Consider the following 16,393-nt stretch of genomic DNA (forward strand, 5'->3'; position numbering starts at 1 on the left):
GCCCCGAGAGACCCGGTAAAGGCGGCTGCCTTGATCAGCGGGTGATCGACCATGGCCTGGCCGAGCTCATGGGTCTCGCCCTGAATGAAGCCGAACGTTCCTGCCGGCATGCCGCAGGTTTCAATGGCTTCGGCTATAGCGCGTGCGACGAGCTCACCGGTGCGCGGATGGGCTGGGTGCGCCTTCACCACAACCGGGCAACCGGCAGCAAGGGCCGCCGCTGTATCTCCGCCTGCCGTTGAGAAGGCGAGGGGGAAGTTCGATGCGCCGAAGACCGCGACCGGGCCAATGGGGCGTTGCAGGAGCCGCAGGTCCGGACGCGGCGCGGGCTGGCGGTCGGGCATGGCTTCGGCATGTCGTCGGTCGAGATACTCGCCCTTGCGGATATGCTCGGCGAAGAGGCGGAGCTGACCTGTCGTGCGGCCGCGCTCGCCATTGAGACGGCCTTCGGGCAGGCCTGTTTCGGCCATGCCGGCCCTGGTGATGGCTTCGCCGCGCGCCTCGATGCAGTCCGCAATCTTTTTCAGAAAGCCGGCCCGTTCTTCGCGGGACGTCCAGCCATAGGTCCGGTAGGCCTCGTCAGCGGCCTTGGCGGCGCGGTCGACTTCGTCGGCGCCACCGCTTGATACCTCGATCGTCTCGTCATCGAGACCGGTGGATTTGAATGTATGGGCGGATGCGTGCCACGCGCCTGCGATGAGATGCTCTCCGGTCAATTGGTCTGTCATGTCTATCCTTTCGGATCCGTTGGTTCAGTGATTGTGGCGCGGCAGTCGCGACGTGACATCGCGAAATGTGTCCGCCCCCTCGATAATGGCACCGTCGCCGAGCTGGGTGACGGAGGTTCGATAAATGCCCTGCCATGGCGTCTCGCTGTCGCGGACGGCATAGGTGAGATCCTGCTTGCGCCGGTAGATCTCTTCCTCGCTGACGAGGGCGTCGCAGCGACCGGTGTTGAGGTCGATGCGGATGATGTCGCCATCCTTCAGCCAGGCGAGGCCGCCGCCTTCTGCCGCTTCCGGGCTGGCATTCAGGATGGATGGGCTTCCCGATGTGCCCGACTGGCGGCCATCACCAAGCGTTGGCAGGCTGTCGACGCCGTCTTTTATCAGCTGGTCAGGCGGTTGCATGTTGACGACTTCGGCAGAGCCGGGCCAGGCGATCGGCCCCGCGCCGCGCATCACGAGGATGCAGGTGTCGTCTATGTTCAGAGCCGGGTCGTTGATCCGCTTGCGATAGTCCTCTGAGCCGTCAAAGACCACGGCACGTGCCTCGAAGATGTCGGCCTCCGAAAGGTAGCGTTTGCGAAACGCGTCGGAGATGGCACTGGTCTTCATGATGGCGCTGTCGAACAAGTTTCCGGTCAACACTTTGAAGCCGCCATTTCGGCGGAGTGGCGTGTTGTAGGCGAAGATGACTTCCCGGTCAGCGGGGCGGCGATCTTCGAGATTCTCGCCGAGGGGCTTTCCGGTCACAGTCATCACGTCACTGTCGAGCTCTCCGGCACTCCCCAGTTCTCTCATGACGGCGGGAATTCCGCCCGCGCGGTGGAAGTGTTCGCCGAGATATTCGCCGGCGGGCTGGACGTTTGCGAGCAGCGGAATGTGATGACCATGCGCGTTCCAGTCGGCGGCGGTAAGCTCAGCCCCCGCATGGCGCGCAATGGCCATAAGGTGAGGATAGGCATTGGGCGATCCGCCAATGGCGGCGTTGACGCGGATGGCATTGAGGAAGGCGTCGCGCGTCATCACGTCGAGGGGCTTGAGCTGCTCTCCGACCAGTTCAACGGCGCGCTTGCCCGTCAGGTAAGCGGCTTGCGGACGCTCCTTGTAGGGCGCTGGAATGGTTGATGATCCTGTGAGGGACATGCCGAGGGCTTCTGCCAGCGAATTCATGGTCAGCGCCGTGCCCATCGGGTTGCAGTGACCTGCTGATGGCGTGGAGGCGGCGACGCGTTCGATCAGGGTTTCGCGGGTGATCTTGCCGGCGGCGTATTCCTTTCGCACGCGCCAGAGCACGGTGCCGGAACCGACGCGCTCGCCGTCCGACCATCCATCCAGCATTGGCCCGCCCGAGAGAATGATCGCTGGCAGGTTTGTCGTCGCGGCGGCCATGAGGGCGGCCGGGGTGGTCTTGTCGCAGCCCGTGGTCAGCACGACGCCGTCGAGCGGGTAGCCGTGCAGGATTTCGACAAGACCAAGATAGGCGAGATTGCGATCGAGCGCGGCGGTCGGCCGGCGGCAATTCTCGAAGATCGGGTGCATGGGGAATTCGAGGGGGATGCCGCCCGCATCGCGGATGCCGTCCTTTACCCGGCGCGCGAGCTCGACATGGATGCGGTTGCAGGGGGCAAGGTCCGAACCGGATTGCGAGATGCCGATAATCGGCCGTCCCTCACGCAATTCTTCCAGCGTCAGACCGTAATTGGTGAAACGTTCCAGATAAAGCGCGGCCATGTCGGCATGGTCGAGATTGTCGAACCAGTCCTGCGAGCGTAGCCGGAAATCCCGTTTCTTCGATGCAGACATCTACAGCACTCCACGCTTGGCGAGATTCGACATGAGCGCGCCGGCCCCGAATGTCCACGGTTCGGCGGTCTCGGACGCGGTCGTCCAGTTTGTCAGCGTGCCAAGCGACGGCGTCGAAATCCTGACGCAATCGCCAGCCTCATGGGTAAAGCCCTGACCGGGTGCGCGCCGGTCCTCGACGGTCGCGAACATCGTGCCGAGAAGCAGCAGCAGCCCGTCCGGATACTGATGGTGCGCGCCTATCGCCTGCGAGACGAGGTCTTCGGGCGTGCGGGAAATCTTTGACATGTCACTTGCGCCTTTCAGATGAAAGCCGTCCCGGCCAAGGACTTCCAGGCTGATTTCCGCGCTGGCAACGTTGGCCAGACTGAAATTGCCGCCGAAGAGGCGAATGAACGGTCCGATCGCGCAGGAGGCGTTGTTATCCTTCGCTTTGCCGAGCAGCAGGGCAGACCGGCCCTCCATGTCGCGAAGGTTCACATCATTGGCGAGCGTTGCACCGACGATCTTGCCCTTTGAGGTCACAGCAAGCGCAACTTCTGGCTCTGGATTGTTCCAGTCGGAGGCTGACAGGATGCCTATCTCGGCCCCGCAGCCGACCGCAGACATGGGCTGCGCCTTGGTGAAGATCTCGGCATATTCGCCAAAGCCCACTTCAAGATATTGCGACCATAGCCCGTCCGCCTTGAGACGTGTGCGAAGTGCGTCGGCTTCAGCAGATCCAGGTTTGATCGAGGAGAAATCGGCGGCGATTGTGGAGGAGAGTTCGCTGCGCAGCTCTTCAGCGCGGGCCGGGTCGCCGCCGGCGCGTTCTTCAACGACACGTTCGAGAAGGCTGGTGGCAAAGGTCACGCCTGCAGCCTTGATCGCCTGAAGGTCGCATGGCGCGAGCAGGCGGCCGCGGCTGCGCTCATCCTCTTCCGGAAGCAGGAAATCATCAAGAGGGCCGAGGTCTGGTAACTCGGAGAGCTCGGCGCGTTCCGGCAAGGGAGATTCCAGCAGCGCCGAAACAGTCGGCGCGACAGATATCAGATTGATCACGCGGCCATTGCTGATCAGGACAGGGCAGGGGCCGCCTACCTCATTGAACCAGACCCGGCCGATCAGGAGTGCGCCGGGATCCTGAGGTAAAATCTGGTCTGAAATGAGGGGCAGGTCCATGGGCTGATAATTCCTGGGAGATAGCGTTAACATCAAAAAACAGAGGCCGCAAAGATAGCCGGCAATTACGTCACGACCAGCGCAATCAGGCATGCGATGATGAAACCCGACACCCCAATGATCGTCGTCATGATCGTCCACGTCTTGAGGGTCTGTGCTTCGGTCAGGCCAAGATAGCGGCTGACCAGCCAGAAGCCGGAATCGTTCACATGGCTCGCGACGATGGCACCCGACGCAATGGCAGACACAATCAGTGCCAGGCCGACCGGCGAGGCATTTGCCGTGTCGATCATGGCCGAGACGAGCGTGCCGCTGGTAATCATGGCGACAGTGGCTGAGCCTTGTGCGACGCGCAGGATAGCTGCGATTCCGAATGCCATGGCGATCGGGGCAAGGTTGGCCGATACCATCAATTCGGCGATCTGGTTGCCGAGCTCAGAGTCGACCAGCACCTGTTTGAAAGCGCCGCCCGCGCCGGTGATCAGCACGATTACCCCGGCAGGCTCCAGCGATTTCACCATGACCCGGTTGAGGGCTTCGGCCTCGAAAGACCGGCTCAGCCCCAGCACGACATAGGCAATCGCGCACGCGATCAGGAGGGCAGAAAATGGATGTCCGACAAATCGGAAAACCGTCTCCACCTCGGCCGGAACGGGCAACATCCCCGCAAAGGCGCCAAGGACGATGAGCGCGAGGGGTGCGAGAATGATCAGCAGCACGGCCATGGCCGGCGGTGCCTGTCCCTCATCGGCATCCGATGCGTCGTCTTCCAGGGCTTCGGGCAGCGATGCCGGACCGGCGGCCAGAACCGGACCGGCAAGTCTCGCTGCAGCGGGCGCGAACAGGATGCCGCCGATCAGCACAGCTGGAAGGCCGGTTGCAAGCCCGATCAGGAAGACCAGACCCAAATTCGCGCCAATCAGGTCCGCGACAGCAATCGGCCCGGGTGTGGGAGGCAGGAAAGTATGCGCCATCGCCATGCCTGCGAGCGCGGGGATGGCGAACCAGAGAACCGGGCGGCCTGACCGGCGGGCAAGACCAAACAACATTGGGGCAAGAATGATAAAAGCCACATCGAAAAAGACGGGAATGGAGACGGCGACACCGACGGCAGCAAGCGCCCATTGCGCGCCTTTGGGCCCTGCCGCCGACAGTGCAGCACGAGACAATGACTGGATGCCGCCCGAGTGCTCGAGGATGGCGCCCATCATGGCGCCGAGACCAACCACAACGGCGACGAAGCCGAGCGTGCCGCCCATGCCATCGCGGATCGAGCCCATGATCGTGTCCGGCGGCATACCGGCCGCGAGGGCGACGCCGATCGACGTCAATAGAAGCGCGATGAAGGCGGGAATGCGGGCAAGAATGATCATTGCCAGAAGGGCTGCGATGCCGCCGACGACAATGATCAGGCCGGTAAGACTGCTGTCCATCAGATAATATCCTGACTGTTCTGGAGAAGACGGAAACGCCGTCGATCAGGACCGTATGGTGCCGTCAGGATTGATGTGGATAACGCTGTCGGTCAGCGCGGACTTGAAGATCGCTTCCATCAGCCGGACATCCCGTAGCCCCATTTCCCCGGGCGTGCGGATATCCGCTCCGTCGCGGATGGCATCTGCAAGATGGTCGAACTGGGCTGCGAACTGGACGGAGGGATCGCCGGCTTCGATCTGCTGCACCCCATCGGTTCGCAGCGTGTACTGATGGCCGCCATAGCCTGTTGCCGGGTCCATTTCGAGGACGCCGCTTGTGCCGTAAACGACTCCGCGATTGGCAGACCTTGTGTCGTAAGACGTGTAGAGTTCCGCCATGGCGCCGGACGGGAATTTGATCAGGGTGCTGACCGATGAGGCGATTTCGGCGAAACGCGAATCGCCTGTGGGCTGGACCATGCGCGCGGCAATGGTGGCGGGCATTTCACCTGACAGGTAGAGCGCAGATTGCAGCCCATAGATGCCATAGTCCTCAAGCGGGCCATAGCCGGCAAGCGACCGGTCGACGCGCCAATTCTTTTTCGGTGTTGTCGGCCCCATCCGGTATTGCTGGTTTGCGCGGATCAGCCGGATATCGCCCACCGCCTTGTCGCGCATCAGCTCCATGGCTTTCAGATTGTGGGGCTCGAAATGGCATCGATACGCGATCATCAGTTTGCGGTTCGCCGCCTTGGAGGCCGCGATCATCCGCTCGCATTCAGTGCTGCTGAGCGCCATCGGCTTTTCGCAAAGGACATGCTTTCCGGCGGCGAAGGCGCGCTCGACATATTCAGCGTGGAGACCGCTGGGCAGCACGATATAGACCGCATCAATGCGATCGTCTGATGCAATCTCATCGAAATTGTCATAGCTGTAGCAGGCGTCCGCAGGCACGCCGTAGGCCTTGGCCACCGTTTCGCACTTGCCTCGATTGCCTGATACAAGCGCCGCAATATGCGACCTGCGTGCCCCGGATATGGAAGGCATCAGCGGATTGAGCGCGTCGCCGCCAAGCCCGACGACAGCGTATCCGACAGAATCGCCGGATGGTTTCTCTGGCGGCGTATCCGGAAGTTCCACATTTCCCGGCATCGGTTGTCCGACCGCCTCCGGTGCCGGTGCACTCCCGGACGGTGAAGACCCGTCCTCTGCGGCCTGCGCATTTGCGCAGGCGCCGACCAGCGGCAGCGCGCTGGCGCCAGCCAGAAAAGCCAGGGCGCCCCTACGATTTGCTTGGAAATTGGTCACGGTGATTATCCTCCCATTTTGTTTCACCGGACTGGCAGGTATGCCCCACTTCTTGTTCCGGAATTCGAAAGTCAGTTTGACAGGGCCTTACAATTTTGGAAGTGGGAACGCTAACAAAAAATAATGGCGAGCACGCCAGACGACGGGAGGAATGCATGGCCAAGGGGCAAAACCGGGCACGATTTATTGATCAAGTTCAGGTGCCGCGAAGGGCACGCCGGTGGGCTGGCGCGGCCGCCATTGCAGGACTTGCGGCGACAGCCTGCGCTGTGGCTCCGGCAGCGGAAATAGCCGCTCCCGCGCCGACAGCACCTGCAGCAGAGCAGACAGCGCAGTTCAGTCCCCGGGTCGAGCAGCTCCTCGATGTGATGAGCGTTGATCAGAAGCTTGGCCAACTCGTTCAGGCGGCTGGCGGGCGCAGCAAATCCCTGAATTCCAGGCTCACAGACGCCGAGCTTGACCGGGTGCGGGCCGGCAAGGTCGGCTCGTATCTGCATGTGGCAGGTGCCGAGGCATTAGGCGAGCTGCAGCGCGTCGCCGTCGAGGAGAGCGAGCACGGCATCCCGCTTCTCTTCGCGATGGATGTGGTCCATGGCTACCGGACAATTTTCCCCGTTCCCATCGCAATTGCCAGTTCGTTCGATCCTTCGGCCTGGGAAGAGGCCGCGCGAATTTCGGCGGATGAAGCAACATCGGCGGGGCTGCACTGGACCTTTGCCCCGATGGTCGACATCGCACGCGACGCGCGCTGGGGGCGTATCGTCGAGGGGGCAGGGTCTGATCCTTATCTCTCCAGTGTCATGGCCGCCGCGCAGGTACGTGGATATCAGGGCGCATCGCTTGGCGAGCCTCACACCATGCTCGCGACGGCGAAACATCTAGGGGCGTATGGCGCTGCGACAGGCGGGCGCGATTACGGCTCTGCCGACTTATCAGAGCGCACGCTGCACGAGGTGTACCTGCCTTCCTTCTATGCCGCCGAAGAGGCCGGTGTCGGCTCCTTCATGACGGCTTTCAATGATATTGGCGGTCAGCCGGTGACGGGGACCGAGGCGCTCGTCGATGGCATCCTGCGCGATCAGTGGGATTTTGATGGTCTCGTCGTGTCTGACTGGAATGCCATTGCCGAACTGCTCAATCACGGCGTCGCCGAAACCCGTGGAGAGGCCGCTGTGCTGGCGCTCCAGGCCGGTGTTGACATGGACATGACAAGCGGCGTTTTCGAGACAGATCTCAAAGCCATACTGGACGGTAACCCTGCACTGACCGCTGATCTCGATCGCGCCGTCGGGCACATCCTCTCCGTCAAGGAACGGCTCGGTCTGTTCGACCAACCGTTCGCCTATCATGATGCGGGCCGTGAAGAGGCGAGCCTGCTGACGGAAGAGAACCGGGCGGCCGCGCGGGACATTGCAGCCCGCAGCATGGTCCTCCTGAAGAATGAAAGCCAGACGCTTCCGCTGAGCGATCCGGCTGGCGACATCCTGGTTATAGGCACGCTCGCCGATGACCATTTGACCCAGCTTGGCTCATGGCGCGCGCGCGGCGAGGCGGGCGATGTAATCTCCATCCTCGATGGGCTGACTGACGCGGCACCGGACGGGGTGACTGTCAGCTATGAGCCGGGCGGGAATATCCAGACAGCCGATGAAGATGCGGTCGATGCTGCTGTTCAGGCGGCGGAGACAGCCGGAAACGTCATTCTGGTCATCGGCGAGGATTATGACCTGTCAGGCGAAGCACGCAGCCGGTCATCGGTCGAACTGCCGGCCGGTCAGAAGGCGCTGGCAGATGCGGTGCTGGCCGCAAGACCTGACGCTGTCGTGCTGCTGGTCACAGGACGAGCCATGGCCATTCCGGACATAGCAGAGACGGCCGACACCATCCTGTTGACCTGGATGCTCGGCGTCGAAGCCGGACCAGCCGTCGCAGATGTCGTCTACGGCGCCCGCGCACCTGCCGGCCGGTTGCCAGTCGATTTCCCACGCGCGACAGGGCAACTGCCTTTGACGTATTCCGAAACGCCGAGCGGACGTCCGGCCAATCCTGATCTGTCAGTCGATTCAAATCGTTACATGGATCTGCCTATCACGCCGCAATTCGCGTTCGGGCATGGGCTGACCTATTCGACATTTTCCTATGGCCAACCGCAGCTGAGCAAAAGTGCCGTCGGGCCGCAGGAGGCGTTCAGCATTTCTGTCGACATTACCAATACGAGTGACCGCGACGGCGAGGACGTTGTTCAGCTCTATATGCGCGATCCGGTGTCGCGAACGTCCCGTCCGAAGAAAGAGCTGCGCGGGTTCAAGCGCGTCGCCATTCCGGCCGGTCAGTCGGTGACGGTCACATTCACGCTCTCGCCGGCTCAATCGGCGACATATGACGATGATGGAAGCTGGCTGATCGAGGCGGGCCGTCTCGATTTCATGATCGGGCCGTCGTCGGACAGTACGTCCGGCCAGGTGACCGTCGAGGTCACGGAAGCGGCAGAGACACGCGTTCCTGCGGCTGCGATTGAAACAGAGGTATCGGTGCAATGAAGATGCAAAGAAGGCAGTTTATCATTGGACTCGCAGGGGTCGCTGCGGCCTGTCAGGGCGCAGGGAAGCTCGCCTCTGACGCAGACGAGAGCGGCATTCTCGACGTCTTCGACGACAGCGTGACGGACGTGATCGATCCGGGCGCACAGTTGATCAGGCGCGCCGATGGATTCACCTGGAGTGAAGGGCCGGCCTGGGATCCGGTGCGCTCGCGGCTCTATTTCTCTGATGTCCCGCAGAACAAGGCGTGGATGTGGAGCGAGGCAGGCGGCAAGGAGTTGTTCCTGTCGCCGTCCGGCGCAGAAAAGACTGAAGGGTTCAGGGAGCCAGGCTCGAATGGCCTTCTCTATGCGAATGACGGGTCTCTCCTCATCTGCAATCACGGTCTCCGGCGGGTTGAAAAGCTGAATATCGAGACGCGCGAGCGGACAAGTGTTGCTGACACTTACGCCGGAAAGCCCTTTAATAGTCCGAATGATGTGATCCAGGCGTCTGACGGCACGATCTATTTTACCGATCCGCCCTATGGGCTCGAAGGCATGAACGAGTCGCCGATGAAGGCGCTGCCATTCAATGGCGTCTACAGGCTCCGGCCTGGCGGTGAGGTCGAACTGTTGCTGGACGACATGACGTTTCCGAACGGGGTGGCGCTGTCGCCGGATCAAACTCGGCTTTACGTAAGCCAGTCAGATCCCGATCAACCGATTCTACGGGAAATCACGCTCGGTTCAGACGGAGCGATCGCCGCCGACCACATTCTTTTCGACGCAGCGCCGTTTGCGAAAGACGGCAGTCCGGGCCTGCCTGACGGAATGGCTGTTGATGCTGCCGGGCGGATATACCTGACAGGGCCTGGAGGCATTTTCATTATCGCGCCGGACGGCAAAGTGCTCGGGCGGATAAGGATGCCGAAAGCGACAGCCAACTGCGCTTTTGGAGGCGACGGGTCGCGCCTATTCATTACGTCGTCCAATGTCCTGTACGAGCTGCCGACACAGACTCACGGTCTATAGATTCGCCTCTAATTCTGCGAACGCGGGAGGTGGCTATTTGGATATGAGCTCGGGCGCCTCGTCGAAGCTTACCGAACTTTCTGCAAGAAATCAGGGATTTAAGTTAGCGCTATCTAAAAATTTGAAAAGGGGATTGTCAGCCCAACGAAACAATGCTCTGCTAGGGAACGATAGCGCTAACATAATAGCGCATCATTATTCAGGAAATCGTTCTCTATCAAAAAGAGGGCGGCCAAGGGAGGCAAAAGTGAATTCAACAAACCAGCGGAGCTATGCCCGTCGTTCAGGCGCAATTGCATGGCGTACACTATTGGGCGGGGTATCTGCCGTATCAATCGCAGCTGCGATGCCAGCTCATGCTCAGGACGCAGATGCCGAGGCAGAGGCCCGGCAGGATGTCGTCGTCGTAACAGGCATCCGGTCCGCGCTCGAAGAAGCGATGGACATCAAGCGGAACGCAGACGGTGTCGTCGATGCGATCTCCGCAGAAGACATCGGTAAATTCCCGGACACGAACCTCGCTGAATCGCTTCAGCGCATTACCGGTGTGTCGATCAGCCGGACCAATGGTGAAGGCTCCGAGATTACCGTTCGTGGTTTCGGCCCGGACTTCAACCTCGTCACGCTGAACGGCCGCACAATGCCGACGGCGGAAACGCGGCTTATCGGTCAGCGCGGCAACTTTGGCGCTGGCGGTGACCGCGCCTTCGACTTCTCGAACCTTGCATCCGAAGGCGTGAGCACGCTCGAAGTCTACAAGACCGGCCAGGCGACGCTTCCGACAGGGGGTATCGGCGCGACAGTCAATATCAAGACCGCGCGGCCACTCGATAATTCCGAGGCAGGCTTTGTTGGATCGGGCCAGGTCAAAGGTGTCATGGATGACAGCGTCATCAACGGAGATGATATCACGCCTGAGCTTTCTGGCATCGCAAGCTGGACGGATTCTCAGAACCGCATGGGTGTCAGCCTCTTTGGGTCCTATGCGAAACGCGATTCTGCCGCTCCTACTCAGCAAATCAATGACTGGCTGGTGTTTGACCCGGCGGTCGACGGTGCGTTTGAGGATAGCGGCTATGTTCGCGGTGATGGCAGCACGCAAATCACAAATTCGCCGAAGGAAGGGCAGCTGTACGCGATTCCGCAAGATAGCCGCTATGACCTCTCGGAAATCTCGCGCGAGCGGATCAATGGTCAGCTGGTTCTTCAATTCCGGCCGATGGACAATGTCACTCTGACCGGTGATTACACCTTCGCCCAAAATGATTCCGAAGAGCTTCGTTTCGAACAGACCAACTGGTTCGCAACACCGTTCGATGAGATCATCTTCAACAATAACGGTCCGGTCGCCTCTGCTGCTTACATGCAGGAGAACAATGACGGCTCGAAGGATATCGGCTTCGAACAGACCGATCGCGCAACCCGCGATACTTTGAACTCGCTCGGTTTCAATGCCGACTGGGAACTCAACGAGAATATGTCCTTTATTCTCGACGCTCATAGCTCGATCTCCAAGTCACGCGGTAACAACGCACTTGGCCATAGCGCTACCTTTGTCACATTCGGTGCGCCAGTTATCCTGAGCCACTCGGTCGATTACCGGTCCGGCTACCCGGTTCAGACTTACACCATTGATGACTCTGTGAGAGGTAACGACAACGGCATTCTCGATGCGGGCGATCTTGGGACGCAGGTGCAGCGTTCCAGCACGGCGAACGCGAAGAACAGCATTGATGAAATCGATCTTCGCTTCGAATGGGAGATGGACAATTCCCGCCTCATCGTCGGCGGCAACTATCGCGACAGCACATTCAGCCGCGCCGTCTCCACGACCCAGCAGGATCTCGGATCCTGGGGCATTGGTAATCCCGGCGATGTTGAGCAGTTCGCACCCGGTCTCGTCACGACCTACTGTCTTGAGTGTACGTTCGACGACCTGCCGGTTGGCCAGGCGGATGTCGCATTCCGCTCTAACCCGACGCAGCTCTTCCCGATTTTCGCCGACGCCTATTCGGGGAATTCCGTCAACTATGGCGGTTCAAACGATACGGTGAACGAGGAAATCACGTCGCTTTATGCGCAATTCCAGATGGAAGGTGAGTTCTTTGCCCGCCCCGCCCGCATGAATGCTGGCGTTCGGTATGAAGAAACCGAGGTGACGTCCGACACGCTCCAGACGGTCCCAGAGGTCATCGTGTGGGGGTCTGACAACGACTTCCTCGTTCGAAACGGCCCCGATCGTCAGTCTGTCAGCGGCTCGGCAAGTTACGACTACCTGCTTCCGAACCTCGATCTTCAGATTGACCTGACGGATGACATCGTTGCACGTGCATCCTTCTCCAAGACGATTGGTCGTGTGGCATTCGCTAACTTGTTCGCATCCACAACAGCAAATGCGCCGAACAGGCCAACGGCTCTAGGCGGCCAGGTGACGGGCTCATCCCAGAACCCAAGCCTCTTGCCGCTCGAATCGGACAACTTCGATATCTCGCTTGAATGGTATTTCGACGAGTCGAGCTACGTTTCGATTGGCTACTTCGACAAGCGTGTGAAGAACTTCATCGGTAACGGTGTTGTTGACCGCAGCCTGTTTGACCTGCGCGACCCCACATCAGGTGCCGCAGGATCGCGCTCGGGTGATGCTCTCGATATCATCGCTGATCTCGGTGTCGACGAGTCGGAAGCGAACCTGTTCACGCTTGTGGCTCTGATCGATGCCAATGGCGGTAATGTCGCTGCTGCGCGGAGTGAGTTCCAGTCACGCCTCGGAACCGATGGTGCGGATCCGAATGCGCTTCCACAGAGCTATGTCGACGCCATTCTCACCCAGTACGATGTCGTCGGAGATGCTAACGATCCGCTGCTGGTCTTTGCTGTCGGCCAGCCGATCAACAACCGTGAAGGCAACATCGACGGTCTCGAACTTGCCGGTCAGCACTTCTTTGGTGACACAGGCTTCGGCGTTGCCGGCAGCTACACCATGGTCAATGGCGATGTGGAGCTAGATCCAGGGGCAAGCCCAGCGGTGGATCAGTTCGCGCTCACCGGACTGTCGGATACCTACAACATCACGGGTATCTACGAGAACTATGGCTTCTCGGCGCGTCTGGCTTACAACTGGCGTGACACATTCCTGTCCGCGACGAACCAGACGGGTGACCGCTCCGGTGTGTATGTCGAGGACTACGGCCAGTGGGATCTCAATGTCAGCTACGACATCAATGATCAGATTGCCGTCGCTTTCGAGGCGATCAACCTCACTGGTGAGGATCAGCGGACTTACCACCGTGTGCCTGAGCAGGTGTATTACGCCTACGAACTGTCACCGCGTTACATTCTGTCAGCGCGCTACAGATTCTAGAGAAGTCGCTTTCGGCAACCCGGCCGTTGGCGAAAAAAAGGAAGGCCGCCGGTTCCTCCCCCGGCGGCCTTTCAGCTATTGAATCATATGACAATTGCGTCGAATGTCAGGGCTTGCGCCTGCAAGTGAAATTTGAGTGTTCTCCAAAGCGGTGGACGCCAAGGAATGGAGCTAAGCGTGACGAATACCGTCCTTCTGAACAATGTCGACCACGCCGATCTCAAGGTCAGCACGGCGCGGGGGGAAGCCCTCGGGGACGGCGTCAACCAGGCAGTCGTCGTGCCGACCGAGTTCCTGGAGCTGCAGCGCGAGTTTCCAATCCTTGTGAAGAAGGATCAGGCCGGGGCCTGGCAGGCGATTGCTTTGCTCGGTTTTGACAGCGGCGAAAACCTGTTCCTTGAAGGCAACCGATGGACGTCGAGATACATGCCAGCCGTGATGGAGCGCGGGCCTTTCACGATCGGCATGGACCGGCAGGCTGATGCGGCGGGCGGCGACCCCATGATCAATATCGATCTCGACCATCCTGCCGTGGGCAATGAAACCGGGGCGCCCCTTTTCCTGAAGCATGGTGGCAACTCGCCCTATCTGGAACGCATCGCCGGCATATTGCGGCGTCTGCATGCAGGGCTGCAAATTCGAAAGTCATTCTTCGACGCAATGGAGCGGCTGGACCTCATCGAGCCGGTCAATATTGAGGGCGAGTTCAGCGAAGGCATGAGTTTCAAGATACCGGGCTTCTCCGCGATCAGCATTGACCGCCTGAATGAGCTGGACGCAGACGCCTTGCATCAGCTCAATCGGTCCGGACACCTCTATGCCGCCCACATGATGGTCGCATCGCTCAACAATATTGGCCGTCTGATCGAGATGAAGGCGAGAAAGGTCGCGGCGCAATCGGGTGGGAGTTCGGCTTGAGCAGTGGCGACTTTCTCGAAAATGCCAGACGGGCCGAAGTCGTCAATGTTTCGGCCACGGGCGAAATACCTTTTGACGAGCTGATCAGCGCCAATCAGCCTTTCATCGTGCGCGGCGTGGGGGCCGACTGGCCGATCGTCAGGGCGGGATTGAGGTCGCCTGAAGAGGCGATGGACTATCTCGGTGGGTTCTATAGCGGGCGGCCGCTGATCCTCTATTCGCTTGCGCCCGAGCATGGCGGTCAGCCTTTTTACGACGAGACAGCCACGGCCATGAACTTTGAGAGATCGCAGGTATCGCTCGACGATTTTTTCGCGGCTGTAAAGCAGACCTTCAATGAGGCCGACCCGCGCGGGCTCTATGTGCAGTCGACAGACCAGCTGCTGTTCTTTCCGGGATTCGAGGCGGAGAACGGGATTAAGCTGGCGCCTCTCGCGCCATTTGCGAAAGACAAGCCCGTCGTGTCCCTCTGGCTTGGCGGAAAGACGACAGCGCGCGCGCATTACGACATGTCGAACAATATCGCCGTCTGCCTCGTGGGCCGGCGGCGGTTCATTCTTTTCCCCCCAGACCAGGTTCACAATCTCTACCCCGGACCTCTCGCGCCGACGCCTGGTGGGCAGGTCATCAGCATGGTCGATATTCACGATCCCGATCTCGAGGCGCATCCGAAATTTGCGGCGGCGGCCGAAACCGCGCAGGTCGCAGATCTCGAACCGGGCGATCTCCTGATCTATCCGGCGCTCTGGTGGCATCAGGTCGAGGCGAAAGCGCCGTTCAATCTGTTGCTGAACTATTGGTGGAACGCTGTGCCTGCGCATGCCGACACGCCGATGAACACGCTGCTTCACGGTCTTTTGAGCCTGCGCGACCGTCCTGCCGCCGAGAAAGCCGCCTGGCGTGAGATGTTCGATTATTATGTCTTCGGAGAGGCTGAGCAGGCCGGCGCCCATTTGCCGTCTGAGGCACGCGGTCCGCTCGGCGAGATGAATGAAATGATGGCGCGTCGCCTGCGGGCTGAATTGCTGCGCAAGCTGAACCGGTGAGGCGCTCATGAGTGAAACACAGACAAATCTGGTAAGACGCGTCGTGATCGCAGGGGGCGGCACGGCCGGATGGGTCGCGGCTGCCGCGCTTTCCCACCATCTCGGCCCGGCGCTGGATATAACTCTGGTCGAGTCCGACACGATCGGTACCGTCGGTGTCGGCGAGGCCACTATTCCGACGCAGCGGACCTTCCATACCCATCTCGGCATTCGCGAAGCCGACTTCATGAAAGCCACCGGCGCGACCTTCAAGCTGGGCATAGAGTTCGAGGACTGGCTGCGGCCCGGACACCGGTACATCCACTCCTTCGGCACGCTGGGGCGGGCGACCATCGTCGCGCCATTCCATCATTTGTGGCTCCACGCAAAGGAGCGCGGCTATGGCGGATCGCTCGACGACTATTGCCTCGAGCTGAAGGCCGCGCGTGCAGGGAAGTTCTACACCTCCACCGAAAAGTCCGTACTCAATTTTGCCTATCATCTCGATGCGACGGCCTATGCGAAATTCCTGCGCGCTTTCAGCGAAAGAAAGGGCGTGCGCCGGGTCGAGGGGCTGATCGAACATGTCGAACAATCGGCCGAGACCGGTTTCATCGAAGCGTTGAAACTACAGTCTGGCGAGCGGATTGACGGAGACCTGTTCATCGACTGCACCGGCTTTCGGGGCCTGTTGATCGAACAGACTTTGAAGACAGGGTTTGACGACTGGAGCCACTGGCTGCCGATGAATGCTGCGGTCGCCGCGCAATCGGAGCCGACAGGGCCCCCTATCCCCTACACCCGCGCCATCGCGCATGAGCATGGCTGGCGCTGGCGCATCCCGCTGCAGCACCGTGTCGGCAATGGAATCGTTTTTGACAGCAACCAGCTTGCCCCGGACGAGGCCGAGAAGAAGCTTCGCGGCGCTATTGATGGCGACCTTCTGACCGAGCCGCGGCTTATCCGCTTCCAGACCGGCCGACGCAAGCGGGCCTGGAACAAGAACTGCGTCGCGCTCGGCCTGTCGGGCGGTTTTCTGGAGCCGCTTGAATCGACCAGCATCCATCTCATCCAGCGCGGTGTCGCCGATCTCGTTGCGCTCTTCCCTTATCACGGCGTGACAG

11 protein-coding genes are annotated in these 16,393 nt (G+C 60.3%); 6 read left to right on the forward strand and 5 right to left on the reverse strand.

Going from position 1 to position 16,393, the window contains the following annotated elements; translation table 11 throughout:
* The 5 genes from WA989_RS07175 to WA989_RS07195 form a co-directional block, all read right to left on the reverse strand.
* The coding region (locus tag WA989_RS07175) for an aldehyde dehydrogenase family protein (protein ID WP_424339821.1) at positions 1 to 728 on the reverse strand (728 nt) is incomplete at its 3' end.
* Positions 729 to 752: 24 nt separating this feature from the next.
* Positions 753 to 2,528 (reverse strand): IlvD/Edd family dehydratase, encoded by a 1,776-nt coding sequence (locus WA989_RS07180; protein WP_424339822.1) that lies wholly within the window; start codon positions 2,526 to 2,528, stop codon positions 753 to 755.
* Positions 2,529 to 3,689 (reverse strand): fumarylacetoacetate hydrolase family protein, encoded by a 1,161-nt coding sequence (locus WA989_RS07185; RefSeq protein ID WP_424339823.1) that lies wholly within the window; start codon positions 3,687 to 3,689, stop codon positions 2,529 to 2,531. It lies immediately after the preceding gene.
* A 65-nt stretch (positions 3,690 to 3,754) separates the two neighbouring features.
* Positions 3,755 to 5,122, reverse strand: coding sequence for a gluconate:H+ symporter (locus WA989_RS07190; protein ID WP_424339824.1), 1,368 nt, complete (start codon positions 5,120 to 5,122; stop codon positions 3,755 to 3,757).
* A 45-nt stretch (positions 5,123 to 5,167) separates the two neighbouring features.
* Complete coding sequence (locus tag WA989_RS07195) at positions 5,168 to 6,412, reverse strand: Gfo/Idh/MocA family protein (RefSeq protein WP_424339825.1); 1,245 nt, start codon at positions 6,410 to 6,412, stop codon at positions 5,168 to 5,170.
* 368 nt (positions 6,413 to 6,780) lie between these two features.
* On the opposite strand from WA989_RS07195, the gene WA989_RS07200 reads away from it, so the two are divergent.
* The 6 genes from WA989_RS07200 to WA989_RS07225 all read left to right on the forward strand — a co-directional run.
* Positions 6,781 to 8,952: a glycoside hydrolase family 3 N-terminal domain-containing protein gene (locus tag WA989_RS07200; RefSeq protein ID WP_424339826.1), complete on the forward strand. Its 2,172-nt coding sequence runs from the start codon at positions 6,781 to 6,783 to the stop codon at positions 8,950 to 8,952.
* Positions 8,949 to 9,965, forward strand: coding sequence for an SMP-30/gluconolactonase/LRE family protein (locus tag WA989_RS07205; protein WP_424339827.1), 1,017 nt, complete (start codon positions 8,949 to 8,951; stop codon positions 9,963 to 9,965). Before WA989_RS07200 ends, WA989_RS07205 begins: the two co-directional genes overlap by 4 nt.
* A gap of 346 nt (positions 9,966 to 10,311) precedes the next feature.
* Positions 10,312 to 13,326 carry a TonB-dependent receptor gene (locus tag WA989_RS07210; protein ID WP_424339828.1) on the forward strand — a complete coding sequence of 1,005 codons (3,015 nt, stop codon included), beginning with the start codon at positions 10,312 to 10,314 and terminating at the stop codon, positions 13,324 to 13,326.
* Positions 13,327 to 13,503: 177 nt separating this feature from the next.
* The gene (locus WA989_RS07215; RefSeq protein WP_424339829.1) at positions 13,504 to 14,244 is read left to right on the forward strand and encodes a SapC family protein; all 741 of its coding nucleotides are present in this window, start codon (positions 13,504 to 13,506) and stop codon (positions 14,242 to 14,244) included.
* Positions 14,241 to 15,290: a cupin-like domain-containing protein gene (locus WA989_RS07220; RefSeq protein WP_424339830.1), complete on the forward strand. Its 1,050-nt coding sequence runs from the start codon at positions 14,241 to 14,243 to the stop codon at positions 15,288 to 15,290. The genes WA989_RS07215 and WA989_RS07220 overlap by 4 nt, the downstream gene beginning before the upstream one ends.
* Positions 15,291 to 15,297: 7 nt before the next feature.
* A partial coding sequence (locus WA989_RS07225; RefSeq protein ID WP_424339831.1) for a tryptophan halogenase family protein occupies positions 15,298 to 16,393 on the forward strand: 1,096 nt, incomplete at its 3' end.

The sequence above is a fragment of the Henriciella sp. genome (genome assembly GCF_049649345.1).
Classification (GTDB): domain Bacteria; phylum Pseudomonadota; class Alphaproteobacteria; order Caulobacterales; family Hyphomonadaceae; genus Henriciella.